Origin of the sequence: Microcoleus sp. w1-18aA5, assembly GCF_036701705.1 — a bacterium.
Taxonomy (GTDB): Bacteria; Cyanobacteriota; Cyanobacteriia; order Cyanobacteriales; family Microcoleaceae; genus Microcoleus.
Map to the genome: position 1 here is coordinate 1 of NZ_JAUPTE010000028.1, position 22,855 is coordinate 22,855.

22 protein-coding genes are annotated in these 22,855 nt (G+C 45.1%); 13 read left to right on the top strand and 9 right to left on the bottom strand.

The annotated features are described in order from the left end of the window. Nucleotides 1–582 precede the first annotated feature (582 nt). From Q5691_RS12405 to purB, 3 genes are all read left to right on the top strand, one after another. A complete protein-coding gene (locus tag Q5691_RS12405) occupies nucleotides 583–843 on the top strand; it encodes a DUF2281 domain-containing protein (protein ID WP_333211029.1) in 261 nt (86 codons plus the stop codon). Beyond that, on the top strand, nucleotides 840–1,226 hold the full coding sequence (locus tag Q5691_RS12410; RefSeq protein WP_333308529.1) for a type II toxin-antitoxin system VapC family toxin: 387 nt from the start codon (nucleotides 840–842) through the stop codon (nucleotides 1,224–1,226). The genes Q5691_RS12405 and Q5691_RS12410 overlap by 4 nt, the downstream gene beginning before the upstream one ends. Before the next feature lie 198 nt (nucleotides 1,227–1,424). Then, the gene (purB, locus tag Q5691_RS12415) at nucleotides 1,425–2,720 is read left to right on the top strand and encodes an adenylosuccinate lyase (protein ID WP_333345032.1); all 1,296 of its coding nucleotides are present in this window, start codon (nucleotides 1,425–1,427) and stop codon (nucleotides 2,718–2,720) included. A gap of 19 nt (nucleotides 2,721–2,739) precedes the next feature. On the opposite strand, the gene Q5691_RS12420 is transcribed toward purB, so the two are convergent. After that, nucleotides 2,740–3,078 (bottom strand): type II toxin-antitoxin system PemK/MazF family toxin, encoded by a 339-nt coding sequence (locus tag Q5691_RS12420; protein WP_333308525.1) that lies wholly within the window; start codon nucleotides 3,076–3,078, stop codon nucleotides 2,740–2,742. After that, nucleotides 3,078–3,314, bottom strand: a complete 237-nt coding sequence (locus Q5691_RS12425; RefSeq protein ID WP_333236631.1) for a hypothetical protein — start codon at nucleotides 3,312–3,314, stop codon at nucleotides 3,078–3,080. Before Q5691_RS12425 ends, Q5691_RS12420 begins: the two co-directional genes overlap by 1 nt. A 94-nt stretch (nucleotides 3,315–3,408) precedes the next feature. On the opposite strand from Q5691_RS12425, the gene Q5691_RS12430 reads away from it, so the two are divergent. Beyond that, complete coding sequence (locus tag Q5691_RS12430) at nucleotides 3,409–4,134, top strand: M15 family metallopeptidase (RefSeq protein WP_333211038.1); 726 nt, start codon at nucleotides 3,409–3,411, stop codon at nucleotides 4,132–4,134. Nucleotides 4,135–4,207: 73 nt separating this feature from the next. Here the strand turns inward: Q5691_RS12430 and Q5691_RS12435 are convergent, their stop codons facing one another. Beyond that, nucleotides 4,208–5,047 carry an SH3 domain-containing protein gene (locus Q5691_RS12435; RefSeq protein WP_333308523.1) on the bottom strand — a complete coding sequence of 280 codons (840 nt, stop codon included), beginning with the start codon at nucleotides 5,045–5,047 and terminating at the stop codon, nucleotides 4,208–4,210. A gap of 386 nt (nucleotides 5,048–5,433) precedes the next feature. Between Q5691_RS12435 and Q5691_RS12440 the strand changes: the two genes are divergently transcribed. Both Q5691_RS12440 and Q5691_RS12445 read left to right on the top strand, forming a co-directional pair. Continuing rightward, entirely contained in the window at nucleotides 5,434–6,801 is a 1,368-nt protein-coding gene (locus Q5691_RS12440; protein ID WP_333345034.1) for an NACHT domain-containing protein, read from the top strand. 81 nt (nucleotides 6,802–6,882) lie between these two features. Beyond that, a complete protein-coding gene (locus Q5691_RS12445) occupies nucleotides 6,883–7,155 on the top strand; it encodes a type II toxin-antitoxin system HicB family antitoxin (protein ID WP_333211043.1) in 273 nt (90 codons plus the stop codon). A gap of 235 nt (nucleotides 7,156–7,390) precedes the next feature. On the opposite strand, the gene Q5691_RS12450 is transcribed toward Q5691_RS12445, so the two are convergent. Continuing rightward, entirely contained in the window at nucleotides 7,391–7,954 is a 564-nt protein-coding gene (locus Q5691_RS12450; RefSeq protein WP_333211045.1) for a Uma2 family endonuclease, read from the bottom strand. A 194-nt stretch (nucleotides 7,955–8,148) separates the two neighbouring features. Here Q5691_RS12450 and Q5691_RS12455 point away from each other — a divergent pair, with 194 nt between their 5' ends. Beyond that, the gene (locus Q5691_RS12455; protein WP_333345036.1) at nucleotides 8,149–9,132 is read left to right on the top strand and encodes an alpha-ketoacid dehydrogenase subunit beta; all 984 of its coding nucleotides are present in this window, start codon (nucleotides 8,149–8,151) and stop codon (nucleotides 9,130–9,132) included. 137 nt (nucleotides 9,133–9,269) lie between these two features. Beyond that, complete coding sequence (gene secD, locus Q5691_RS12460; protein WP_333345038.1) at nucleotides 9,270–10,667, top strand: protein translocase subunit SecD; 1,398 nt, start codon at nucleotides 9,270–9,272, stop codon at nucleotides 10,665–10,667. A gap of 53 nt (nucleotides 10,668–10,720) precedes the next feature. Here the strand turns inward: secD and Q5691_RS12465 are convergent, their stop codons facing one another. Then, nucleotides 10,721–10,891 (bottom strand): hypothetical protein, encoded by a 171-nt coding sequence (locus Q5691_RS12465; protein ID WP_333345040.1) that lies wholly within the window; start codon nucleotides 10,889–10,891, stop codon nucleotides 10,721–10,723. A gap of 3 nt (nucleotides 10,892–10,894) precedes the next feature. Here Q5691_RS12465 and secF point away from each other — a divergent pair, with 3 nt between their 5' ends. Together secF and Q5691_RS12475 are read left to right on the top strand one after the other, a co-directional pair. Further along, nucleotides 10,895–11,863 carry a protein translocase subunit SecF gene (gene secF / locus Q5691_RS12470; RefSeq protein ID WP_333345042.1) on the top strand — a complete coding sequence of 323 codons (969 nt, stop codon included), beginning with the start codon at nucleotides 10,895–10,897 and terminating at the stop codon, nucleotides 11,861–11,863. A 247-nt stretch (nucleotides 11,864–12,110) separates the two neighbouring features. Next, nucleotides 12,111–12,491 (top strand): hypothetical protein, encoded by a 381-nt coding sequence (locus Q5691_RS12475; RefSeq protein ID WP_333211055.1) that lies wholly within the window; start codon nucleotides 12,111–12,113, stop codon nucleotides 12,489–12,491. Nucleotides 12,492–12,698: 207 nt separating this feature from the next. Here Q5691_RS12475 and Q5691_RS12480 read toward each other — a convergent pair whose 3' ends face one another. Continuing rightward, on the bottom strand, nucleotides 12,699–14,183 hold the full coding sequence (locus Q5691_RS12480) for an ATP-binding protein (RefSeq protein ID WP_333211057.1): 1,485 nt from the start codon (nucleotides 14,181–14,183) through the stop codon (nucleotides 12,699–12,701). Between the two features lie 907 nt (nucleotides 14,184–15,090). Next, the gene (locus Q5691_RS12485; protein ID WP_333169341.1) at nucleotides 15,091–15,216 is read right to left on the bottom strand and encodes a hypothetical protein; all 126 of its coding nucleotides are present in this window, start codon (nucleotides 15,214–15,216) and stop codon (nucleotides 15,091–15,093) included. A gap of 398 nt (nucleotides 15,217–15,614) precedes the next feature. On the opposite strand from Q5691_RS12485, the gene Q5691_RS12490 reads away from it, so the two are divergent. Continuing rightward, nucleotides 15,615–16,013, top strand: coding sequence for a DUF4342 domain-containing protein (locus Q5691_RS12490; RefSeq protein ID WP_015175606.1), 399 nt, complete (start codon nucleotides 15,615–15,617; stop codon nucleotides 16,011–16,013). 588 nt (nucleotides 16,014–16,601) lie between these two features. After that, nucleotides 16,602–17,444, top strand: coding sequence for a hypothetical protein (locus Q5691_RS12495; protein ID WP_333345044.1), 843 nt, complete (start codon nucleotides 16,602–16,604; stop codon nucleotides 17,442–17,444). 432 nt (nucleotides 17,445–17,876) lie between these two features. Here the strand turns inward: Q5691_RS12495 and Q5691_RS12500 are convergent, their stop codons facing one another. Together Q5691_RS12500 and Q5691_RS12505 are read right to left on the bottom strand one after the other, a co-directional pair. Then, complete coding sequence (locus Q5691_RS12500) at nucleotides 17,877–19,310, bottom strand: hypothetical protein (protein ID WP_333345046.1); 1,434 nt, start codon at nucleotides 19,308–19,310, stop codon at nucleotides 17,877–17,879. Nucleotides 19,311–20,256: 946 nt separating this feature from the next. Then, nucleotides 20,257–21,786: a YifB family Mg chelatase-like AAA ATPase gene (locus Q5691_RS12505; protein ID WP_333211063.1), complete on the bottom strand. Its 1,530-nt coding sequence runs from the start codon at nucleotides 21,784–21,786 to the stop codon at nucleotides 20,257–20,259. Nucleotides 21,787–22,037: 251 nt separating this feature from the next. Between Q5691_RS12505 and Q5691_RS12510 the strand changes: the two genes are divergently transcribed. Continuing rightward, the gene (locus tag Q5691_RS12510) at nucleotides 22,038–22,385 is read left to right on the top strand and encodes a histidine triad nucleotide-binding protein (protein ID WP_333308510.1); all 348 of its coding nucleotides are present in this window, start codon (nucleotides 22,038–22,040) and stop codon (nucleotides 22,383–22,385) included. Nucleotides 22,386–22,855: the final 470 nt, after the last annotated feature.

The following is a 22,855-nucleotide window of genomic DNA, read 5'->3' on the forward strand; positions in this document are numbered from 1 at the left end:
TTAGTTACCTCAGTAGATATATTCTCTTTGTTTACTTATCTTAACATAGTTCGGTTTTTTTGCGCCGACCTACTTATAAGTTGGTATAATCAGCGGTTTAAACCGCTGATTATACCAGACCCCGTTTTATTGGTCAGCAGACAGAATCTGCGATCGCGGAAAACCTGTACAGCCATTGCTGGAAGGGTATGTAAGTATTTGGCCAGCATATACTTGGTTGTTTCCTTCACGATAACACTTACCGTGCCCTAAACGCAATATCCGAAACAAACGAAATATTCAAATTCCCAAAGGGGACAGTTCGATCGCCCGAAATTCCCCATCCCGACTCAAGACGGATGCCGCGCAGAGGTACAATAGGACGATCGCATTCCCCAACTCCCACCGTGATAGAGCGCTACACTCTGCCCGAAATGGGTAACATCAGATAAAAAACAGTAAAAAACTAGAAAAAGGTTTATTGCAAGCTGGTTTTCGGCCAGTAGCAAGTGTTGAAATCAATGGTGCTTTTGTTTCAAGATGAGCATCGATCGCCCAAAAATAACGGATAATGACACTATCGCCAACATTGAGGGGAAAAAGATGACTTCTCAAACGATCGAACTTTTGGAAGATTTGCTAGGCAAGTTACAACACTTACTCCCGGAAAATCAGCAGCTTCTGTTAACTTTTGCAGAGTTTTTGCTGGAACGACAGATGCGATCGAACCCCGAAAACACTTCAGTTGAAGCTGAACCTCCTCCTGGGCAACAACGGGTTTTGGGCCTGCATCAAGGGATGGGCTGGATGAGTGAGGATTTTAACGAGCCACTTTCTGATGCGTTTTGGTTGGGTGAAGCATGAATATTTTGCTGGATACCCACGTCTTGATTTGGCTGGCGATCTCTCCCCAAAACTTATCGCAACAAGCGACGAATATTATCACCGATCCCACTCATACTTTATTTACGAGCTTGGTTAGTATTTGGGAAATGCAAATTAAGCTTCAGCTTGGGAAGTTAACACTGAACGTGTCCTTAACTGAATTGATAGAACGCCAGCAGCAAGTCAATGGATTGCAAATTTTGCCGATCGAGCTAGCTCATATTTTTGCATTAGACACATTGCCAAATGCTCATCGCGATCCATTCGATAGACTCTTAATTGCTCAAGCCGTTGTGACTCAAATGCCTATCTTAAGTATTGATGCTGTATTTGACAGCTACCCAGTACAAAGATTGTGGTAAAGCGATCGGTTGAATAGGCTTTAACTTAATAATCGGCGATCGGTAAAGAATATCGCACACAGAATCAGAAATCGGGTTTTTACCGAATCTGCCGACAAGAACGAAGTATTTTCTCCAAAAACCCGGTTTCTGGGCTCCTTGGCTCTTGCACCCCCACACAGATGTACAATAAGACGATCGCATTCCCCAACTCCCACCGTGATAGAGCGCTACACTTTGCCCGAAATGGGCAACATCTGGACTGAAACCGCCAAACTGAAAACCTGGCTGCAAGTAGAAATCGCTGTCTGCGAAGCTCAAGCCGAACTCGGCTACATCCCCGCCGCCGCAGTCGAAGAAATCAAAGCTAAGGCTAATTTTGACCCGAAACGAGTCCTCGAAATTGAAGCCGAAGTCCGCCACGACATGATCGCATTCTTGACAAATGTCAACGAATATGTAGGCGATGCCGGCCGCTACATTCACCTCGGCTTAACCAGTTCCGATGTGCTCGATACCGCTTTGGCGCTGCAATTAGTTGCCAGCGTCAATATCTTGTTAGAACGTGTCGAAGAATTGAGTCAAGCTATTCGCTATCAGGCTCAACAGCATCGCAATACCGTCATGGTTGGCCGATCGCACGGAATTCACGCCGAACCCATCACCTTTGGCTTTAAACTAGCAGGATGGCTGGCAGAAGTCTTTCGCAGCCGCGCCCGATTAGTGAATTTGCGATCGTCCATAGCAGTCGGCAAAATCTCCGGCGCAGTCGGAACCTATGCTAATATCGATCCGCGAATAGAAGCGATCGCCTGTCAAAACCTCGGACTCGAACCCGATACCGCATCCACTCAAGTCATTTCGCGCGATCGACACGCCGAATACGTCCAAACCTTAGCACTTTTAGCAGCATCGATCGAGCGTTTTGCAGTAGAAATTCGCAACCTGCAACGCACCGACGTTCTCGAAGTCGAAGAATTCTTTTCCAAAGGGCAAAAAGGCTCATCCGCCATGCCGCACAAACGCAACCCAATTCGATCGGAAAGACTGACAGGAATGGCGAGAATCGTCCGCGCCAACGCCGTCGCAGCCTTAGAAAACGTAGCGCTTTGGCACGAACGAGACATCTCTCACAGTTCCGTAGAACGGATGATTTTGCCCGACAGTTCTACAGTAACTCACTTCATGTTAGTAGAAACCACAGACTTAGTAAAACACCTGCTAGTCTATCCTGAAAATATGAAGCGAAACATGAACCTTTACGGCGGAGTCATCTTCAGCCAGCGCGTGATGTTAGCCTTAGTAGAAAAAGGCACCAGTCGCGAAGACGCCTACAAAATTGTGCAATCTTGTGCTCACGAAGCTTGGAACAAACCGGGCGGCAATTTCTACAATTTAATTGCTAAGGACGATCGGGTAACAGCTAAGATGACGACCAAAGAAATTGATGATTGTTTCGATCCGCAGTATCAATTGAGGCACTTAGATTTAGTCTATCAGCGCTTGGGAATTTAAAAATTTTTTGAATTTCCTACTAAAGATACAAGATGGATCGTAATCCTTCATCTATTTCTTCCTGTAAATCCTGTGGTATTGTGCCAATGCACTCAATTAAAAACGTTTTGTCCACAGTAAAAAGCTGAGAAATATTAGCCACAGAGTCCTTGGGTAAACCTGTGGCTTTACTCGGTAACGAGACATTACCTGGTGCTTCCGCTAACCGCAGATTAGAAGTAATGATGACGACGATTACAGTGCTAATCCGACTCTGAGTAAAAGTATTATCCTGAACAATTAAGACGGGACGACGATATCCAGGTTCTGAAGCAATTGGAGAGGGTAAGTTTGCCCACCAAATTTCTCCGCGATACATTACCAATCCTCATGGGGTAAGGACATAAATTGCATTTTTGCCAAGACTGGATCTAGTTCAGAGGACTCTTCAGAATAGACTTGATTTAGTTTGCTCAAAATTCGCTCGCGGTTGTGTCGCCGCAGATACGCCTGCAATGCTTTTGTATAAAGCTCACTGCGTGATAACCCTAACTGACTAGCCAAAGCCTCGGCTTCTTCAAAAACTAAATCTGGAAGTGAAATTGCAGTTTTCATAGCTCCCCTTGCTGTCACGGTGACATCATAATATTGGTTATAGCATAGAAAAACGACCTCAATCTACTTTTTAACACTCACAATCCCAACAGCTATGAAATTTAATCGTTTTGGAAAATACTTAATCGCATTTATGCTAGTGTTGCTATGTGCGATCGGTCTGCACCATATAACATTTGTCCGCGCCCAGGAGCCGCCACAAGTGCAAATTACCCAACCAGAATCAAACCCAGTAGTACCTGAAAGTATTTTCATGAGTCAACTTCCCCCTTCGGCACGACTGGTTGACATCCGCACCGTAAATCCCAACATTCGCCTCGATATCCGATACGCCACTACTAACAATTTTTTGAAACGAAAGCTTTACCCTATATCGAAATGCGCCTTGAGAAGTTCTGTTGCTCAACAGTTAGGGCTAGTTCAAACAGATTTGGAAAAAATTGGATTGGGTTTGAAAGTTTACGATTGCTACAGACCTTTCTCTGTGACTAAACAAATGTGGCAAGCTTGGCCAGATCCGCGCTATGTTGCTAATCCTGCTAGGGGTTCGCGGCACAATCGCGGTGCTGCTATTGATTTGACTTTAGTCGATCGCACTGGCAAAGAATTAGAAATGCCTACACCTTACGATGATTTTACCGAAAAAGCTCACGGAGATTATCAAGGCGGCAGCGCCGAATCTCGGAAAAATCGTCAAGTGCTTAAGGATGCAATGAAAAAACACGGATTGATGAGTATCACAACTGAATGGTGGCACTTTGATTCGGAAGATTGGCAGAAATTTGCGATTCTTGATATCTCGCTGGGGGCTATTCCTTAATTATACTATTTATTAATAGTCGCAGATACAGGTAGGGCACGGCAGTGCCGTATCCCTACCTATATCAGGAAAATTATCGCAATTTTACCGAAAATTCGTATTCGTATCCTCGGAAATTCGAGTCTAATTGTAATGTGTAATTGCCTGTTACTGGCACTTTTCCACTCCACTCTGTTTCATTGCCTTGATAAGGATCTCCGGCTAAAAGTTTGCCGCTAGGAGTTATAATTTGCGGGAAAACATCTTTCCGATTCCTAACAGTCATTGTTTGACCTTTTCGGGCGCGAATCCGGTAAGAATGGCTGCCACCACCAATAATTCGACCTTTGACGATCGCATTATCTCCTCCTGGCCGAAAACTAATCTGCTGGTTGACGTTAGAACAACTGCTTTCGGTGCGGTTTTTGGCAATCCAACCGGGTGGATCGGTAATTCGCAGCCAACCGTTTTGTTCTTCGGCGACTGAAACAAAGGTATTATTTTTAAGTTTTCCTACTATGTTGCTGCCCCTTACTTGCGGGATTGATCGCACATTTAGCGGTGGATTCGGATCGCTGACTACAGCCATACTGATTTTGCAACCCGAATTTGGCGGTGTGACAACTACTGGCTCAACTTTTGGCCCAGAGGCTTCTGCAACTAGCGAGGATTGAACAGCCGGGGTTTTTGCCGGTTGGGGTGGCGATTCCGGAGATTCTCCAGCCGGGGTTTGTGCTTGCAGAGATTTTGGTTGCCGAGATTCAGGGTTGTTCGTCGGCCCTGCAATCTGGTTTCTGGTGGATGCGGGCGATTCAGCAAGGGGAAGATCGGATTGTTTCATCGCACCCGACTGTATAGTGGCAACAGCCACTCCCACCGCTGTTGCCACTCCTGCTAAGCTTACTGTGATGATCTGAGCCTTCGTAAATGACATAAAAAACCCTCTCTGTATCTATACTAATAATTTTTGTTTGGGAGTTGGGGCGATCGCCAGTTAATTTACAGTGGAAATACCTAGTGCTGCCCACAGGGTCATTCGATTTTAGATTTGAGATTTTGGATTTTGGATTGACTTGCACGAGATAAATTCGGGGGCTTGAGGATTTTAGATTTGAGATTTTGGATTGATTCCACGGATAAATCACGTGGCGGGTACCATCAAGAAATTTTTGGTCAGGATTTTTAGATAAAATTTCAGATCCATAATTGTCGCAATAATTTGAGTCAATATATACTGGACGCCTATACTGATGGTAATCTTGCTCTGGGTTATTTGCGCGCAAATTTGCGAAGGTCAGCGTTCAGCGCGAGGTACATAAAATGTCAAAATTGATTCCTCTAAGATTACAACCGCCTCGCGATCGATTGTTGGAAAAGGTGAAGCAGGAAGTCCAAGCAGGGCTCGCGCAGTCTTTGCACGCCGCTGTACTGGCTAACCTCAGTCAAGACTCGTCGCCAACGGGTGTTAACCGCTGTTGGGATGTGGAAGTGAAAGCGGGCAACCGTCCGAGTTTTCGGCTTCCTCCCAAAGCAAGCATGGCTAAAGTGTTCGATCGCGCCGGCGGCAAATTGGTAATTTTGGGAGCCACGGGTGCAGGCAAAACTACGACGCTGCTAGAATTAGCTCGCGTGTTAGTTTCCCGCGCCCAAAAAGATGCTAGCTTGCCAGTACCAGTGCTGTTTGAACTCGGATCGTGGAAAGCAGAATCCGGGGCGATCGCCGATTGGTTAATTGCTCAACTTCAGTTCAAATACGGCATCTCTCCTGCAGTGGGCAAAAAATGGCTTGCCGAACAACAATTGCTGCCTCTCCTCGACGGCTTAGACGAAGTAGAAACCCACCGCCAAAATAGCTGCATTCAAGCAATCAATCAGTTTGTGGAAAGCGAATTTAAACCCAAACATTTAGTAGCTTGCAGCAGTTTTGAAGCTTACAAAAACTGCGAAACTAGATTTCGCCTGCAAGCAGCAGTTTTGTTGAAACCTTTAAGAGAAACTCAAATTCAAAATTATCTGCTAGAAGCCAGAAGCCGCGAACTTTGGTACAGCATTGAACACGAGCCGGAGTTGTTAAAATTGGCAAAAGTTCCCTTGCTTTTGAGCATGATGGCTCTGGCTTACGACGATATTTTAATTGAAGCTTGGAAGCGCATAACTTCCGCAGAAGAACAGCGCAAATATCTGTTAACTGCCTATATTCGCCATCAAATGACCGGGCAAGTCAAGCAGTATCCCAGAGGTAAGGAACTGCGGCCCGAACAAATTCGCCACTGGCTGGGATGGTTGGCCAGAAGGATGGAACAGCAAGGAATTCAAGAATTTTACCTCGATCGCATACCCTCTAGCTGGCTGCAAACAGAGGAGGAACGGCGCAAGTATCAGTTTGGAGTTAAGCTGCTTGGCGGGCTGATTTGGGTGATTTTGGGATTAATTGCCACCTTAGTCTCCGGGTCGATTTGGGGAATAATTGCGGGTGCTGTTGCTGCGGTAATTAGTGCTTTGTTGCCGGGAATTCCGGGGATTGAAAGTTTTATATTGCGCCTGGTCTTGTGGTTTAAGGGCTACATTCCTTGGGATTACAGGCGTTTTCTCGATGCTGCGACCGATCGCTTGTTGCTGCAAAAAACGGGCGATCGGCGCTATCGATTTATTCACAATTTATTGCAAAAACATTTTTCTGAAATCTAAATGCCGGAGCTTGACAAAAACAAATATAATGGATGTAACTGTGAAGGAGATTCCAATACTCGACAAGCAAAAGGAAACTCAATGGCTGTAAAATTCATTCTGAGCGAATACGTTGACAAAGCAATGGCTGAGGCTATGTATGACAAACTTGAAGATCGTAGCTTTGTTGGGAAAATTCCTGTTTGCAAGGGAGTCATCGCCTTTGGTTCAACTTTAAAAGAGTGTCAAAATGAGTTGCGATCAACTTTGGAAGACTGGATTTTGCTAGGGTTGAAATTGCGACATCGAATGCCCGTCATTGACAATATTGATTTAAATCAGGAGCCTAGCCTTGAGCCGTTGGACACCTTGTAAGCGTCGAGAGTTCATCCAGAAATTACAACAGCTAGGCTTTTCTGGCCCTTTTTCTGGAAGTAAGCACCAGTTTATGATTTATCAGGAGTATCGCTTAACGATTCCCTCTAATGATGAGTATTCTGTTCCTCAGCTACGGATGATGATTCGAGAGGCCGAGGAGATTATAGAAAGGGAAATTACTCTTGAACAATGGAATACCTTGTGAACTAACACATACTCATCCCAAAAAAGTTTATGGTATTTTTGCCATTTGAAATAGCTGTGACGCCGTAAATTCTAATCCATCAAACAGTGGATCTGTTAATAGGGTATCTCCCATATAAGTCTGCGGTGCTGCATCGGGGTAAAAAACTGTAATGCTTCTCGCCTTGCTATCTACTACCCAAACCCGCAAAACCTTAGCATCTAAATAATCTCTCGCTTTAGCAGCTAACTGACCGAAAGTTTGTTCGGGTGAAATAATTTCTATGACTAATTCGGGGACTACAGGACAGGCTTCATCTTGATTCCAGTCGGGAGATAAGCGTTCGTAAGAAACATATAAAAGGTCTGGAACTGGCACCCAGTCTCGCCCCAGTCTGGTTAATCTTACCGCCCATTCTACACCAATTTCTCCCCGTTCCTCACCCCACTGTTCGAGGAGTTTTATTAGGCTTCGGGTGAGGCGAGAATGAAATTTTTTAGGTGACATCTTCGGTACTGCTTGCTCGTCAATAAGTTCGTAGGTAATATCGCCTTCTCCTTCGGGAAGAGCGAAAAACTCTTCCAGAGTTAGTTGAGTTTTTGTCTGGAGCATAATATTCCTCTGCTGTGGGCAGGCAAGTTAGTATTATTTTAACTTAAATATTCATTGACATAATACAAATGTTATGATAAAGATGGGCAAAATCTCAGGTTTTAACTGCCGAATTTGCGATCGACTCCTAGATCGACACCCCCAAAAGGTTAAGATTCTAATCTGACCCTCCTGCAATCATTGCTTCACCTCCTATGGCAGAAACCTTATTGTTCAACGCCCTCCGCGAGGCGTTAGACGAAGAAATGGCCCGCGACTCCTCCGTATTCGTACTCGGCGAAGACGTAGGCCAATACGGCGGTTCCTACAAAGTCACCAAAGACCTCTACAACAAATACGGCGAACTTAGAGTGCTCGACACCCCGATCGCCGAAAATAGCTTTACAGGCCTGGCTGTAGGCGCAGCAATGACGGGACTGAGGCCGGTCATCGAAGGCATGAACATGGGCTTTTTGCTGCTGGCCTTCAACCAAATTTCCAACAATGCCGGAATGCTGCGCTACACATCGGGCGGCAACTTCAAAATGCCAATGGTAATTCGTGGGCCCGGTGGCGTGGGCCGGCAACTCGGCGCGGAACACTCCCAGCGGTTAGAAGCATATTTCCAAGCAGTACCGGGTTTGAAAATAGTCGCCTGTTCGACTCCCTACAACGCCAAAGGACTCTTAAAATCAGCCATCCGCGACGATAACCCCGTTCTATTTTTCGAGCACGTTCTTCTTTACAACCTCAAAGAAAATTTGCCAGAAACAGAATATTTAGTGCCGCTGGACAAGGCAGAAATAGTGCGATCGGGCAAAGATGTCACAATCGTGACTTATTCCCGGATGCGGCACCACGTCTTGCAAGCCGTGCCCGCACTGCTAAAAGAAGGTTACGATCCAGAAGTAATCGACCTAATTTCTCTCAAACCCCTGGACATGGAGACAATTGGCGAATCCATTCGCAAAACTCACAAAGTAATCATTGTAGAGGAGTGCATGAAAACAGGAGGCATTGGTGCTGAACTCATTGCTTCGATTAGCGATCGATTTTTTGACGAACTCGACGCACCGGTTTTGCGCCTGTCTTCACAAGATATTCCCACACCTTACAACGGCAATTTGGAAAGACTCACCATTGTCCAGCCCAATCAAATTGTCGAGGCAGTCCAAAAAATGGTAGCTTTGCGAGTATAAATAGTGATTAGTCAGTAGTCATTGGTTGACTGTTGACTGTTGACTGTTGACTGATGACTGATGACTGATGACTAAAATCTGCCAACTGACAACTGCCAACTGACAACTGCCAACTCACCAATGACTAATAATTAAATATGCAAAAACAACGTTCCCTATTAGCCCTAATTTTTGTTTTAATCATCGCCGCTATTACTGTAATAGTAACAATTCCGACGCGGCTGGGATTAGACTTGCAAGGAGGGTCGCAACTCACAATTCAAGTAAAAACTACGCCCACAATTCCCAAAATTGACCCGGGAATGTTAGAAGCAGTGCGGCGGATTGTCGAAAACCGCGTCAACGGTTTGGGAGTTTCCGAAGCATTAGTCCAAACAGTAGGAGAAGACCAAATTCTCGTGCAGTTGCCCGGAGTAAATGACCCGCAGCAAGCAGAACGAGTTTTGGGCGGCACGGCAAAGCTAGAATTTCTGGAACAACTGCCTGGAACAGAAGCACAATTAGGCATTGAAAGGCAGTTGCAGCAGGAATTGCTGGTCAAACAAGCAGAATTGAAAACCAGCCCTAATGAGGCAGCAATTAAAGAAAATCAGGCTGCTTTGAAAAGAAGCAATGAGGCGATCGCCAAACTCTTCAAAAGCAGCGGACTCGGTGGCGAAAACCTCAAAGACGCTCAACCTCAACCCTTGGCCTCTGGGAACAACTGGAACGTTGCTCTTGTTTTCGATACCAAAGGAGGCGAACTCTTTGCCCAACTTACTAAAAATTTAGCAGGCACCGGACGCAGTATCGGTATTTTCCTAGATGAAAGAATGATCAGTTCTCCAGTCGTCGGCGTTGAATTTGCCCAGACAGGAATTACTGGTGGAAGTGCCGTAATTCAAGGCAACTTTACAACGCAAGAAGCCAACGATTTGGCAGTGCAATTGCGCGGTGGTGCTTTGCCTGTGCCAGTCGAAATTGTCGAAAACCGTACTGTTGGCGCTAGCTTGGGTAAAGACAGCATTCAAAGCAGTATTAACGCAGGTATCGGCGGCTTGATTTTAGTCTTGATTTTCATGGTTGCCTACTATCGACTCCCCGGCGTAATTGCCAATATAGCGCTGTTAATTTATGCTCTGTTAACTTGGGCAGCTTTTGTGCTTTTGGGAGTGACATTAACGCTGCCGGGAATTGCTGGTTTTGTACTCAGCATCGGGATGGCCGTGGATGCTAACGTGCTGATTTTTGAGCGCACGCGGGAAGAGTTGCGGGCGGGGAAATCGCTTTATCGATCGGTCGAATCGGGTTTTTACCGCGCTTTTTCCAGCATTTTAGACGGCAATGTCACAACAGTTATTGCTTGTGCTGCTTTGTTTTGGTTAGGCGCAGGTTTAGTTAAAGGGTTTGCTGTAACTCTGGGATTGGGCGTAGTAGTGAGTATGTTTACTGCGCTCACTTGCAGCCGCACTCTGCTGTTCGTAGTATTGAGCTTTCCAGCATTGCGGAAACCTCAGTGGTTCTGTCCCGATTTGTCGAAAACTGCTAATAGTTAACTGTTGACGGTTGACGGTTGACGGTTGACGGTTGACTGTTGACTGTTAACAGACTACGTAAGGTACGCACTCGGTAAGGTACGCATTGCCCACTCTACATTGAGAAGTTTTTCTTCCTTCTTTCCTTCCTCTTCCTTCTTTCCTCTTCCTTCTTTCCTCTTCCTTCTTTCCTCTTCCTTCTTCCTTCTTCCTTCTTCCTTCTTCCTTCTTCCCTCTTCCTTCAAATTATGAAATTTAGTGTAATCAAATATCGATCGCTCTGGTGGAGTATTTCCGCCGCTATAATCCTCGCAGGTATAGTGTCGATGGCGATTTCTTGGACTCGTCCCGACATCCGCGCACCACTGCGCCCCAGTTTGGACTTTATCGGTGGCACTCGGCTACAATTTGAACTCGACTGCACGAAACCGGGAAATTGTAAACCCATCGATCTTGCTGCTGTCCGCCAAGTCCTGGACACCCAAGGTTTGGCCGGTAGCAGCATTCAAGTTATCGGCAAAGAACAGCGCGGTTTGTCGCTGCGAACAAAAACTTTGGATGTCGAACAGCGGACTAATTTGCAAACAGCTTTGAGCGAAAAAATAGGCACTTTTTCTCCTCAATCTACTCAAATCGATACGGTTGGGCCTACCCTCGGTAAACAATTATTTACTTCGGGATTGTTGGCTTTATTCCTTTCCTTTGCTGGAATTACGGTATATCTAACGTTCCGGTTTCAGTTGGATTATGCCTTTTTTGCTTTCGTTGCTCTATTCCACGACGTGTTGGTTACTCTTGGTGTTTTCTCGTTTTTGGGTTTAGTTCAAGGAGTGGAAGTTGACAGCTTATTTGTGGTCGCTCTCTTGACAATTATCGGTTTTTCTGTTAACGATACAGTGGTAATTTACGATCGCGTGCGCGAAGTAATCAAGCTAAATCCGGGACAGTCGATCGATCAAATTGTCGATGATGCGGTAATGCAGACGCTGGGAAGGTCAATTAACACGACGTTTACCACGCTGCTGACATTGTTTTCAATCTTTTTGTTTGGCGGCGAAACCCTCAAATACTTTGCTTTAGCATTGATTGTCGGTTTTATTGCGGGTGCGTATTCGAGTATTTTCGTTGCCAGCACGCTGCTAGCTTGGTGGCGCAGTCGCACCGGTCACTCCATCCCCGTCCCCGCAGAAGGAATCAACCAGTCAGAGGAAGTTTAGTTGACTGTTAACGGTTAACTGTTGACGGTTAACTGTTGACTGACTAATAATAAATCATTAATAACAAATAACAAATGACAAATGACAAATAACAAATGACAAATGACAAATAATATCATGTCCGATCGAGCGATTAAAAGGGCTGGTTTTGGAGATTGTCAATTATTGGCAGATATTTTTCGTGAACTCGCCTCTAGCTTATTAGGGGTAATCGACCGGACATAATATAACAAATAACAAATAACAAATGACTACTGACCAAACTTTTCAAATTGAAGTCCAAAGGCTTCACAAACTAACAGTTTACGGCCGCTGGTTAACAGTGATATTGCTATGGATTAGCGTAGGTTCTTTGAGCATTTGGGGTTTGCGCCACGAAATCGCTTTGTGGTTAGAACACTTCACTTGGGCAGCAGTGCGCTATGGTTTATCTTTTCATCGCTGGCCCACTCTCGGTTTAGGTTTGTGCTTGGGGATGACTTTGGGAGTGCTAACTTGGCAAAGTCGCAATATGGTGCGAGGATTGCCCCTGCGGGAAAAACAGGGTTTGGAACAACAAGTTCGCCGCATTCGCCAACAGGGGCCGAGTCATCCTTTGTGGAAGTGGGTTTGCAAAGGTTCGCGGTAGCCGACGGGCCTTATTCTTTACTCTCAACCCAGAGGAACGAAAGTTTGACAAGAAGCGATTTCAACAGCCGAGTTCCTAACTTTTATTGCTTCTTCCTTCTTCCTTCTTCATTCTTCCTTATTCCTTCTTCAGACTTCCTTCGGACTGACATCCGTTACATCCGTCACATCCCGTACATTGCTCGTTGCCGAACTTCCTTCTGCCATATCACGCAAAGCGAGGCAAAATCTGTGCTAGGGAAGACTGTTGAAGCGGAATTTCGATCGCAAATTCTGCTCCTTTTCCCGGTTCCGAAAAGCACTTCAATGTGCCGCCGTGTTGGTTGACAACAATTTCATAGCTAATCGACAGTCCCAAACCCGTTCCTTGGCCGACCGGCTTAGTAGTAAAGAAAGGGTCAAACAACCGCTTCCGAACATCTTCTGTCATCCCCGGGCCGTTGTCAGAAATTTTAATTATTACCTTTTTTTTCTCAATTAACTCTGTGCGAATCCGAATCGTAGGAATCAGGCGGGTAGACTTAGAAACTGATGATTGAGTCTTTGTACTAAACTGCTTTTCTTCGCCTGATTGCGACTTATTCGCGCTTTTTTTATCAAAAATTTCGTGTTTATTAGACTCAACAAGAGCGTAAATTGCATTAAGTAAAATATTCATAAATACCTGATTGAGCTGTCCGGGATAGCACTGCACCAGCGGCAAGTCGCTGTATTCTTTGTAAATTTCGATCGCCTCCTGCCCCGGTTTCCCTTTAAGCTGGCTTTGCAACAGCATAATGGTGTTGTTGATACCGTCGTGAATGTTGACCTGCTTCATTTCAGCTTCGTCTAATCTGCAAAAATTACGCAGCGACAAAACGATGTCGCGCACTCTTTCTGCACCTTGCTGCATAGAATTTAAGACTTTCGGCAAGTCTTCTAGCACATAATCGAACTCGATTTTTTCTGCTTCCGCTTCAATTGCTGCGATGGGTTCGGGACAGTGCTGTCGGTAGATGTCGAGCATCCGCATTAAACCTTGCGTGTACTCTTTAGCGTGGTGCAAATTGCTGTAGATAAAGCCGATCGGATTGTTGATTTCGTGAGCTACTCCTGCTACTAACTGCCCCAAAGAAGACATTTTCTCCGTTTGAATTAGTTGAGTTTGAGTGCGCTGAAGTTCCAGCAGGGCAAGTTCGAGCTGTTGGGCTTGATGTCTCAATTGTGCTTGCGACTCGCGCATCGCCACGGTTGATAACTCGTGAATTTGCAACTGAGAAAGCAGTAGTTGGTGTACGTCTAAAAGTTTGTAAATTTCCGGTTCTACTTGTACTACAATTGGTTCGTGGATTAGTTCGGGCGATCGCTCCAAAGACTGCCGCACTGCCATCATAATTGAGGTTTCGCGATCGAGAACCAACATATCAGTTTTAGTAAAGCGGTAGAGTATGAACAAAGGCTGTTGAGAAAATAACTCCAAGCTGTAGGGGCGGCTCATGTGTTCAAAATAACGCCGCCGCGAAATCATCCCTATAAACTTTCCTTGCTGAGTGATGATGATGCCCGGAACTAAAGGGTTTGCTTGAAAAATTTTAGCAACTTCGTCCCCTGGACACTCAGATTCTAGGAGAAAGTCGTACAGGGTTAATTCCTGTAGAGTCGATCGCAAACCAAGCGGCGATTTTAGGGGACTCAACCCGTCAGTTTCATACACTGCTCCCTCCTTTGGTAATTGGCAGTTGCGATTGGCTGCTGGAGTCTTGCCTACTATTTAGAAGGCTTTTTCAACTCTTTTTATAGCTTAGTCATCAACTTTCCTCTGCTCCCTCGAATCCAGTTAATTCAGCAGGATTATTTTTTGCCTTAAATCGAGCTGGTGTCCCCCGAAACGATATTGCAGGTTAGATTGATTTAACAGCCGACACCCCTTTGAAGCCTGACTATGTATTGAGTTTTATATATCCAAGATTTTACTAATCCGAATATAACAGTCATAACTATTTTTAATGTTTGATGACATTAATTTGGTTCAGATGGATAAACATCTGCGACCTGTGGCAGTACATTTCGTATTACCCCTTGCGTAAAATTATATTACAATAAAACAAGAATAGTGACAAATCGGCAGCCGATCGCCCGATTTTAAAATTCAGGCAAAACAGGTTTCCGGCAATTGCTAATAAATCTCAATTGTCAGTTTTTTGGCACAAATGCCGATCGCACTCAACCCGAATATTGTATTGTAGGTAGTCTCCAAGCCAGGGAGACCCCATGGCGAGCTATTTGTCAAGTTCGGCAGCTTATACTTTAGCCATATCGAGACTCCAAAGCTTCACCAACGAACTTTTTCCCAGCCGATCTTAAAGTTGTGCGATCGCAACTAAAACTCATGCTCCACACATTCGCTTAATGTTCCTTAAAAATTTGCACAAAAGTACCGTCGGGCAACCAACTTGATATTTAAATTCTGTCGCTGGAAAATCAGAGACGGAGAATCAAGAGGAAGCAGAAGGAAATAATTGTATTTTACCCGACTTTTCTCCAACCTCCACTTCACTTTGAGGAAGTTTGTTTGGTTGCGATAATCTTTCGATCATTATTACTTCTCCTCCCCCTTGATTTTAGGCAATTCTCATTAGAAACTCTAAGATGTTGATTTGAGGAACCTCCGGGGGTGGGGTTTGGTTGGGCGATCGCACTGAGCTAAATTGGAATGACATTTGAGGAAAGTAAGCGACGGTTTCCATGTGCGGTTTCCCGAACGAGAGGTGGTAATTGTATACACGGCGGGACGATCGTACTTTCAGTACAATGTCAGTATTTCAACCTGTACACCTGTTGAGTCTGAGTCTCTGAGAGTGTAAAAGTCGCTCTCATCCTTTCGTTGTCGGGATTGGAGGTTTTTCAAGGGTGGGGCGGTGCGATGGCCAGAAGCAGACAGTTAACTAAACGGCACAAGGAGACAGGGACAGATGGGATAAGCCCAGAAGCGAGAGAGTGAGAGAGTTTTCATCATCATACCTTCATAAAATCACGACAACAGCACCAAGATCACCCAAAAGAATGATTGATTCAAAAAAAGTTGCGTGTTATATTTCAATATAATTCTATACAAAAATACTTTTACCTAAAAGGAGAACAAAAAATGGACACACCTACAGATCGCGAACAAGAACCTGTCGGGACAAGAGAACTCGAATCAATACCTGTATCTGAAAAAGTTTCTGCCCAAAAAGTTACTGAGGTTAATTTTGAAACGACTCCTTTAGAAACCCCCGCTTATACTCAGCAAAAAGTTAGCGTCGAGGAGGTGAAAATTAACGGCGACGATTTGGTTGCTAAAGTTAAAGAACTGATTCACGAAGGAAATATCCGCCGCATCATTATTAAAAATGAAGAGGGACGGATCTTAGTAGAAGTTCCTTTGACAGTGGGAGTAGTCGGTGGAGTAATCGGTGCGGCATTGTTTCCAGTCATTGCAGCAGTAGGAGCGATAGGTGCATTAGTCGCTCACATGACCATCATCATTGAAAGAACAGAATAAAAAAAATTTAGTTGTTAGTAAGGCTCCTGTCCGGTGAATATCCCGTAATCAAGCTTGTTGGTAGTGAGTACGACTATCCTCTGTTGATTGATGAGAAAAAACTTGTCTTTATTACTAAAAACTTAATTATGGCTATCTAACCGGACTTAAACACATTTCAATCACAAACGGGCTTTATAAATATAGCACTCCTAAATGAGTCGTAATTTTTTTACGACTCATTTAGGAGTGCTATATGCTTGCACACTAAGCAGTATAAATAACTCATTTAGCCGATATTCTTTGTTGAAGTACGGCTAATCCTATCCCTTTGGGGCGTTGCTGAATCACTCTGAGGGTAGAGCCTGGTTAATACCTTAACGAGTTACATTGGATACAAATGAAGGAAAAACCAAAAGTTCTCTAAACTCCCTAAGCTAAAAGCTGTTAAGCATTTAAACTCATGAGCCAAACACCCAACGCTTACACCTGAATTTTGACAGTAAATCAAAATAAGTGATTTAAATGCTCAACAGCTTAGCTCAAGTTTTCAAAGCAGAGCATCTCCTACAGACAAATATTTTTTGAATAGTTGTGCCCAAGATAATTATGAAACCTAACGAAGAAAATAGCTCTAGCCGTGAAATTCATCAAGAAGTTCACACCGATGCAACTAACGGTCACGTCAGTACAACGCGAACCACTACAAATGTTCCGAGTACAACGGGTAAGGCTTCTAAAGAAGCAGCTCATCACCAAGGTTATGTACAGGGTGAAATGGCCGAAAACCACCGCCAAGTTGGAGTCCAAGAAGTCCGCGATAACGAGAATGCTGGTCGCGGGTTACTGTTAGGGCTTCTTCTGGCTTCTTTGGTAGGCTTAGTTCTCGGCAGTGTATATTACTTCAATCGGGGTGAGGAGGCTCCTACTCCTACCGCTGCTCCTGTGATTGTTGTACCGAAAGCGAATCAGCCTTCAGCAACACCAGCTCCGACTCGGACTATAGAGAGAGAAAAAACGATCATTCAAAAGATTGTTCCGGTTCCGGTTCAACAATCTCCAGTTCAAAAGGCTACGCCGACTCCTCAACCAAGTCCCGCTCAACAGGCAACTCCGACTTCTCAACCAAGTCCGGCTCCCAATATCAATATTACAATTCCAAATTCACAGCAGCAAGATGCACCCGCTCAACAAGCAGCGCCGTCTCCATCTTCGCCGTCAAATAATACCAATACTACGGTTCCGAATTCGCAGACGGAGCCAGATTCCACTCGACCAACTCCAGCACCTGAGAGTTCAGCTACTCCATCTCCAACTCAAGATGATGGTGCTTCTGGAGCAGGTACCAGCGGTCAAACTAATACCGAAAGCCAGAGCGATTCTAATCCTAGAGATACGGCGGTACCTGATAGCAACTCCGGCGCAGAGGGTACGGCTGGTTCACCGCAATAGAAGTTGGATGTCGAATTAGTCCGCCTGGGGTTCAAACCCCAGACTCATAGCTAAAGTCCTTTAAAGCTGATATCTGGCACCATTGTCAGCAACAGGCTTTCCGGCCTGTTCCACAAAATATAAATTTTATTGTGGAACAGGCCGGAAAGCCTGTTCACAAAAGGCTGAGTGAGAATGGTGCAACATCTGAGTTAAAGAGGACTTTTTTTATAGTTTAAACTGAAATCTTGCACCATTATCAATCAGCCTGCTATAGGCGGAATCTCCTGCCCAACCCCTACTCCCCACAAGAAAACTCATTCTTTGTGAAACAGGCCCGAAAGCTTGTTAAGCGAGAATGGTGCAACATCTCAGACTAACCGGACATTGTGGCTGAACTCAAGAAACCTGGTTTCTGCAATGGAAAACGTTTTAAGATTGTGCCAACCTATCCTAAGAAACAGTTTGGTGAACTAATTTAACTTTCCCTAAAGCCGTCTTCCTGCTGTCAAAGAGTTTCATCACGCCGGAGGAGATGGTCTCGATGACATCGGGAGCGCAGTAAGAGAGAAACTCTTCCGAGGAAGTAGGATCTGCAAAAAACTCTTGAGCTTTCTTCAAAAAGTTTTCAGTTTCAGCAAAGCCGATAGATTTGATAATAAACGTAGAAACCGGGGAGTTTTTAATATCATAGCGCGATTCTTGATTGCGTCCTATTTCTAGCAGGTCTAACACTTCTCTTTGTAACTGACTTTCTAATGGGTAGGCGCTCTGTCTGTTGGGCAAGTAATCCTCCAAAACAGAAGTTTTAAATCCTGGTGTGCGTAATTCTCCCATCATAGTTGAAAGCGGAATATCGCGCCCCAAACGGTAGGAAAGAGCTTCTAAAATGGCGATAGTAATTAGCTTTACCCCCAGATAAAGTTTAGCAACTTCGATATTTTTGCGAGTTCTGGCAACCAGGTTAGCGTAGGTTTCATCGTCCGGCTCTTGCATAAACTGCTGGAAAACCAGTTCGGGTTTGAGGAAGTTCAAAAATCCTTCCATTTTTTGCAGAGACCTGCGATATCCGGCAACAGTATAGGAATTAACATTTGTCAATTCGTGGTTGGTTTCTGGCATCAAATTCCAGGTATTGTCTAAGAAATTAGAGGAATTTCGAGAGGCAAAATTCTCGACATCTCTATTTGCTAACCTGACAGCACGCTTGACAAGTTCTACAATTTCTGCAGGGTTCCATCCCAAGTTAAAATCGCAATTTATACTTACCAAACGCTCGTGCAAAAGTTCGATCGCGCTCAAACCACCGGGCGCAACCGGACGAAAAGGGATAGTAGCTTCGATGCAAGCTGTTATCTCAGCGATCGTACTAGCTGGCAAAAAAGGCTCCAAAGATTTGGCAGCAATAACGGCACTCAAAAATTCGTTTTGACCGCCAAACGGAGAGAGAGTCTTGCCGGGAATAAACCCAAATACTGAGGCCACTAGCTGATACATGGCATCGTCGGGCAGTTCGGTTTCATCTCTAATAACTAGCTGATAGATGGCATCGTCGGGCCGTTCGGTTTCATCTCTAATAACTAACTGCGATCGCACCTCTTTGACAAAAGGACAAAGGGCGCTGCTAATATTGAAACTAACGCCCTGATCGACTTGCACGTACACGAGGTCGTGAAACAGCGCAGCCAGCACCTCGATCGGATCGACTGACCCCCCGACCTCAAAAATGTGTTCCGACGTGTGAAAGTAGCGCCAAGGCCCTCTCATCGTTTGAATGATTAGCTCAGCTATCTGCTCCAGCTTTGGAATATCTACTCGACCTCCCAATTGCTCGATCGAGCTTACCAAGCAATCCAAGCACCGTTTTTGTTCTGCCAAAAGCTCCATTTACACACCTCCAGTGCATTCCCTGATTGTCTTGCGCTTGATTGAATGGTATCAAAACGCGCTGCGATCGTGCCATAATTCGTCACTCAAAAATTTCAAATTTTATGGTGAAACAGGGAGAGGGGGCGAGGGAAAGAGAAAGAGGGAGAAAGAGCGAGGGAGAGGGAGGGAGAGGGAGAGCGGGAAATTAAATATTAAAAATTCGGCAGTTGTGGAGATTCGGGCAACTTGGGCGATCGGTATCATAAATTACAGTAAAAATGATAAAAAGTGGGTAAAAACTTGATGAATTTTTGAGGAAATTATGAGGGATTTTTGACAAAAGCTGTGGGTGGGTGTCCTTGACACCAGCATCAAACTGCGGTGGTATAAACACTGCGTCCTGCCTCAGAATAAGATTCCTAGACTTGCTGATAAACTTCTTGATATTCGCGCTGATACACTTGAGTTGATTAGCTTTTGGGCAGTTGGCCTAAAGTTTCCTCGATCGCCACTTTAACTGCTGCCTTGGTTTGCTGTCACCTCTCCCACTATAACAGTAACAGAACTTACACAACTGTCACCATTGCTCCTGGCACCATGCCGTACAAAATCCGACAATCAACAGGGGAACATCGGGGGCATTTCAGTGGCTCAATTAAATAATTGGACAACATCAATCGAGCTGAAATACCCCCTTAATCCCTTAGTCCCCCTCTGCTGGGACTTCGTATGTTTAGAAGCCATTTAAATCGCCGAATCAACTGTTAAATACCCAACTTTTTTCAGAAGTCGGCGATCGGGGGATTGTGTCTTTTGAGCCGTTGCTGACAAGCGAATTTCAAAGGTGGTACCCGCCACGTGATTTATCCGTGGAATCAATCCCAAATCGAAAATCGAAAATCCTCAAGAAAGAGCATTTATCCGTGGGGTCGCCTCTAAAATCTAAAATCTAAAATCGATTGACTTACTGCATCCGATCGATCGTCCGATACTGCACCGCCTCCGCCACATGATTCGTTTTCAAGCTTTCATCCCCCGACAAATCAGCAATAGTTCTAGCAACCTTCAAAATGCGATCGCTCGCCCTCGCCGAAAGCCCCAACTTCCGAATCGCCATCTCCAATAAATTCCGAGAAGCATCATCCAACTGACACCATCTGTTAATGTGACTGCTTTGCATCTCCGCATTGCAGCGCAAACTAGATTCCGACTGAAAACGGCGAGTTGCGAGCTCTCGCGCCCGCTGTACTCTCACCCGCACCGGTTCCGACTCCTCCCCCGTCGGCTGTCGCGTAATTTCTTCGGGTTTCAAACGATTTACGGCCACTTGCAAATCAATCCGATCCATCAAAGGCCCCGAAAGTTTTGCCCAATATTGCTCCCTCTTTTGCGGCGAACAAGTACACTGTTGGATCGAATCGCCGTAATAACCGCAAGCGCAAGGATTCGTACTTGCCACTAATGTAAATTGAGCCGGAAACATCACCGATTGTCTAGTTCGAGAAATCGTCACATAACCATCTTCCAGCGGTTGTCGCAAAAACTCCAAAACATCTCTTTTAAACTCAGTTAATTCATCCAAAAAAAGAATGCCGCGATGTGCTAAAGAAATTTCACCCGGACGCGGAAAACTGCCGCCACCTACCAAAGAAGGGCCAGATGCTGAATGGTGAGGACTGCGAAAAGGTCGATCGCCCACCAAGCTTCCCTTATCCTTCAATAACCCGGCCACCGAATGAATTTGAGTCACATCCAAAGCTTCATCAAAAGTCAGCGGCGGCAAAATACCAGGCAAACGCCTCGCCAACATCGTCTTACCGCTTCCTGGGGGCCCCACAAAAATTAAATTGTGTCCCCCCGCCGCCGCAATTTCCAAAGCCCGCCGCGCGTGAATTTGCCCCTTTACATCCTTTAAATCTAAACCCGGAAACCGCGTTTTTGCTAACTCTTCTCGACCGTTTACTTCTACAGGCGAATAAACTTCAGGATTGTTCAAAAAATCAGTAACTGCAAAAATATTCTCAAAACCATAAACAGATATTCCGTGCACCAAAGCCGCTTCCTGCGCGTTACCAGCCGGTACAACTAATCCTGAAATACCCATTTTTTGAGCAGCAGCGGCGATCGGCAAAACCCCAGCCACAGGCCGCAAACTCCCATCTAAAGAAAGTTCCCCTAAAAACAAATAATCGCCCAACAGTTCACCGCTGACTTGTTCCGATGCTGCTAAAATGCCAATGGCGATCGGCAAATCAAAACTCGGCCCTTCCTTCCGCAAATCTGCCGGTGTCAAATTAATCACAATACTCCGCATCGGAAAAGCATATCCCGAATTTTTTAGCGTAGCCTTAACCCTTTCTTTAGCTTCTTGCACCGCAGAATCGGGCAATCCCACAACCACAATTTTCGGTAGCCCCCCTGACACATCAGCCTCAACACCCACCTTTACCGCGTCAATTCCAACGATCGATGCACTCCAAACCCTAGCAAGCATTTTTCTTTATCCTTAATTTGCCTGTCCTTGATTCATCATCTATTATGATTAACAATGACTAATGAATATCGGGAGAGGCAAGAAAAACTTTTCCTTGCCTCTTCTTTTTCTCCTCTTCCCTCTCTCCTGCTGAGTCTTCCCTCTTCCCACTTCCCCTTCCCACTTCCGCCTTCTGTCCTCTTCCGTCAAACTCCATCCGTTAAATCCGTTACATCCGTTACACAATCCGTTGCCGAACTTCGTTAATACCCATGACAACTCAAGAAACGCTTTTCAGCAAAATCATCCGCAAAGAGATTCCCGCAGACATCGTTTATGAAGACGACTTGGCCCTCGCCTTCAGAGATATCCATCCGCAAGCACCCGTCCACATCCTCGTCATTCCCAAACAGCCTATTGCCAAATTAGCCGATGCCGAGTCGGAAGATCATGCTCTCATGGGACACCTGCTGCTGACTGTCAAGCGGGTAGCAGACCAACTCGGACTTAGCAACGGCTATCGCGTCGTCATTAATAGCGGCAGCGACGGCGGCCAAACTGTAGACCACATGCACCTTCACATTCTCGGCGGTCGGCAGATGAAGTGGCCCCCAGGCTAAAGGCTAATTTTTACCCCGAACTTGCGGACTCATCCTCAGAAACCCGGTTGATTTCTATTGCCAAGCGCCTCAGAAACCGGGTTTCTTTTTTTGTCAATACACCCCGTTGATTGGAGATTATTGAGAATGCAGCCCGCACTAGAAACCCGGTTGTCAGTATTCTCCCGATAAAAATTTCCGCTCGCAGAATCCACCGGCTATATGTGAATAAATATTAAAAATCCTCTCCCCCAGACGAAATTAAGAGATATTTAAAATGAAAGAAAATCGACCTGAACTAAAGTAATTTGCTCAAACTGCTGAACCCATCTACAGCTAATAGATGCAGTTCTTCAGGTCGCTATATTTAACCTATTATGTGAGTAATATTGCTTTGTAAAAAACTACAAATATTTACCAGTAATCCAGTTTTTGTAAAAGTTTGTAAAATCTTTAAATTGTCAGCAGAAATCCCTTGGCAAACTTTAGTG

Bases quoted from the DNA above. Each gene is read 5' to 3' on its own strand.
- Q5691_RS12455 (WP_333345036.1), top strand. From the start codon at position 8,149: ATGGCAGAAACCTTATTGTTCAACGCCCTCCGCGAGGCGTTAGACGAA.
- Q5691_RS12475 (WP_333211055.1), top strand. From the start codon at position 12,111: ATGACTACTGACCAAACTTTTCAAATTGAAGTCCAAAGGCTTCACAAA.
- Q5691_RS12500 (WP_333345046.1), bottom strand. From the start codon at position 19,310: ATGGAGCTTTTGGCAGAACAAAAACGGTGCTTGGATTGCTTGGTAAGC.
- Q5691_RS12430 (WP_333211038.1), top strand. From the start codon at position 3,409: ATGAAATTTAATCGTTTTGGAAAATACTTAATCGCATTTATGCTAGTG.
- secD (WP_333345038.1), top strand. From the start codon at position 9,270: ATGCAAAAACAACGTTCCCTATTAGCCCTAATTTTTGTTTTAATCATC.
- Q5691_RS12435 (WP_333308523.1), bottom strand. From the start codon at position 5,047: ATGTCATTTACGAAGGCTCAGATCATCACAGTAAGCTTAGCAGGAGTG.
- Q5691_RS12450 (WP_333211045.1), bottom strand. From the start codon at position 7,954: ATGCTCCAGACAAAAACTCAACTAACTCTGGAAGAGTTTTTCGCTCTT.
- Q5691_RS12485 (WP_333169341.1), bottom strand. From the start codon at position 15,216: ATGGAAACCGTCGCTTACTTTCCTCAAATGTCATTCCAATTTAGCTCA.
- secF (WP_333345042.1), top strand. From the start codon at position 10,895: ATGAAATTTAGTGTAATCAAATATCGATCGCTCTGGTGGAGTATTTCC.
- Q5691_RS12410 (WP_333308529.1), top strand. From the start codon at position 840: ATGAATATTTTGCTGGATACCCACGTCTTGATTTGGCTGGCGATCTCT.
- Q5691_RS12440 (WP_333345034.1), top strand. From the start codon at position 5,434: ATGTCAAAATTGATTCCTCTAAGATTACAACCGCCTCGCGATCGATTG.
- Q5691_RS12495 (WP_333345044.1), top strand. From the start codon at position 16,602: ATGAAACCTAACGAAGAAAATAGCTCTAGCCGTGAAATTCATCAAGAA.
- Q5691_RS12425 (WP_333236631.1), bottom strand. From the start codon at position 3,314: ATGAAAACTGCAATTTCACTTCCAGATTTAGTTTTTGAAGAAGCCGAG.
- Q5691_RS12405 (WP_333211029.1), top strand. From the start codon at position 583: ATGACTTCTCAAACGATCGAACTTTTGGAAGATTTGCTAGGCAAGTTA.
- Q5691_RS12445 (WP_333211043.1), top strand. From the start codon at position 6,883: ATGGCTGTAAAATTCATTCTGAGCGAATACGTTGACAAAGCAATGGCT.
- Q5691_RS12505 (WP_333211063.1), bottom strand. From the start codon at position 21,786: ATGCTTGCTAGGGTTTGGAGTGCATCGATCGTTGGAATTGACGCGGTA.
- Q5691_RS12490 (WP_015175606.1), top strand. From the start codon at position 15,615: ATGGACACACCTACAGATCGCGAACAAGAACCTGTCGGGACAAGAGAA.
- Q5691_RS12420 (WP_333308525.1), bottom strand. From the start codon at position 3,078: ATGTATCGCGGAGAAATTTGGTGGGCAAACTTACCCTCTCCAATTGCT.
- Q5691_RS12510 (WP_333308510.1), top strand. From the start codon at position 22,038: ATGACAACTCAAGAAACGCTTTTCAGCAAAATCATCCGCAAAGAGATT.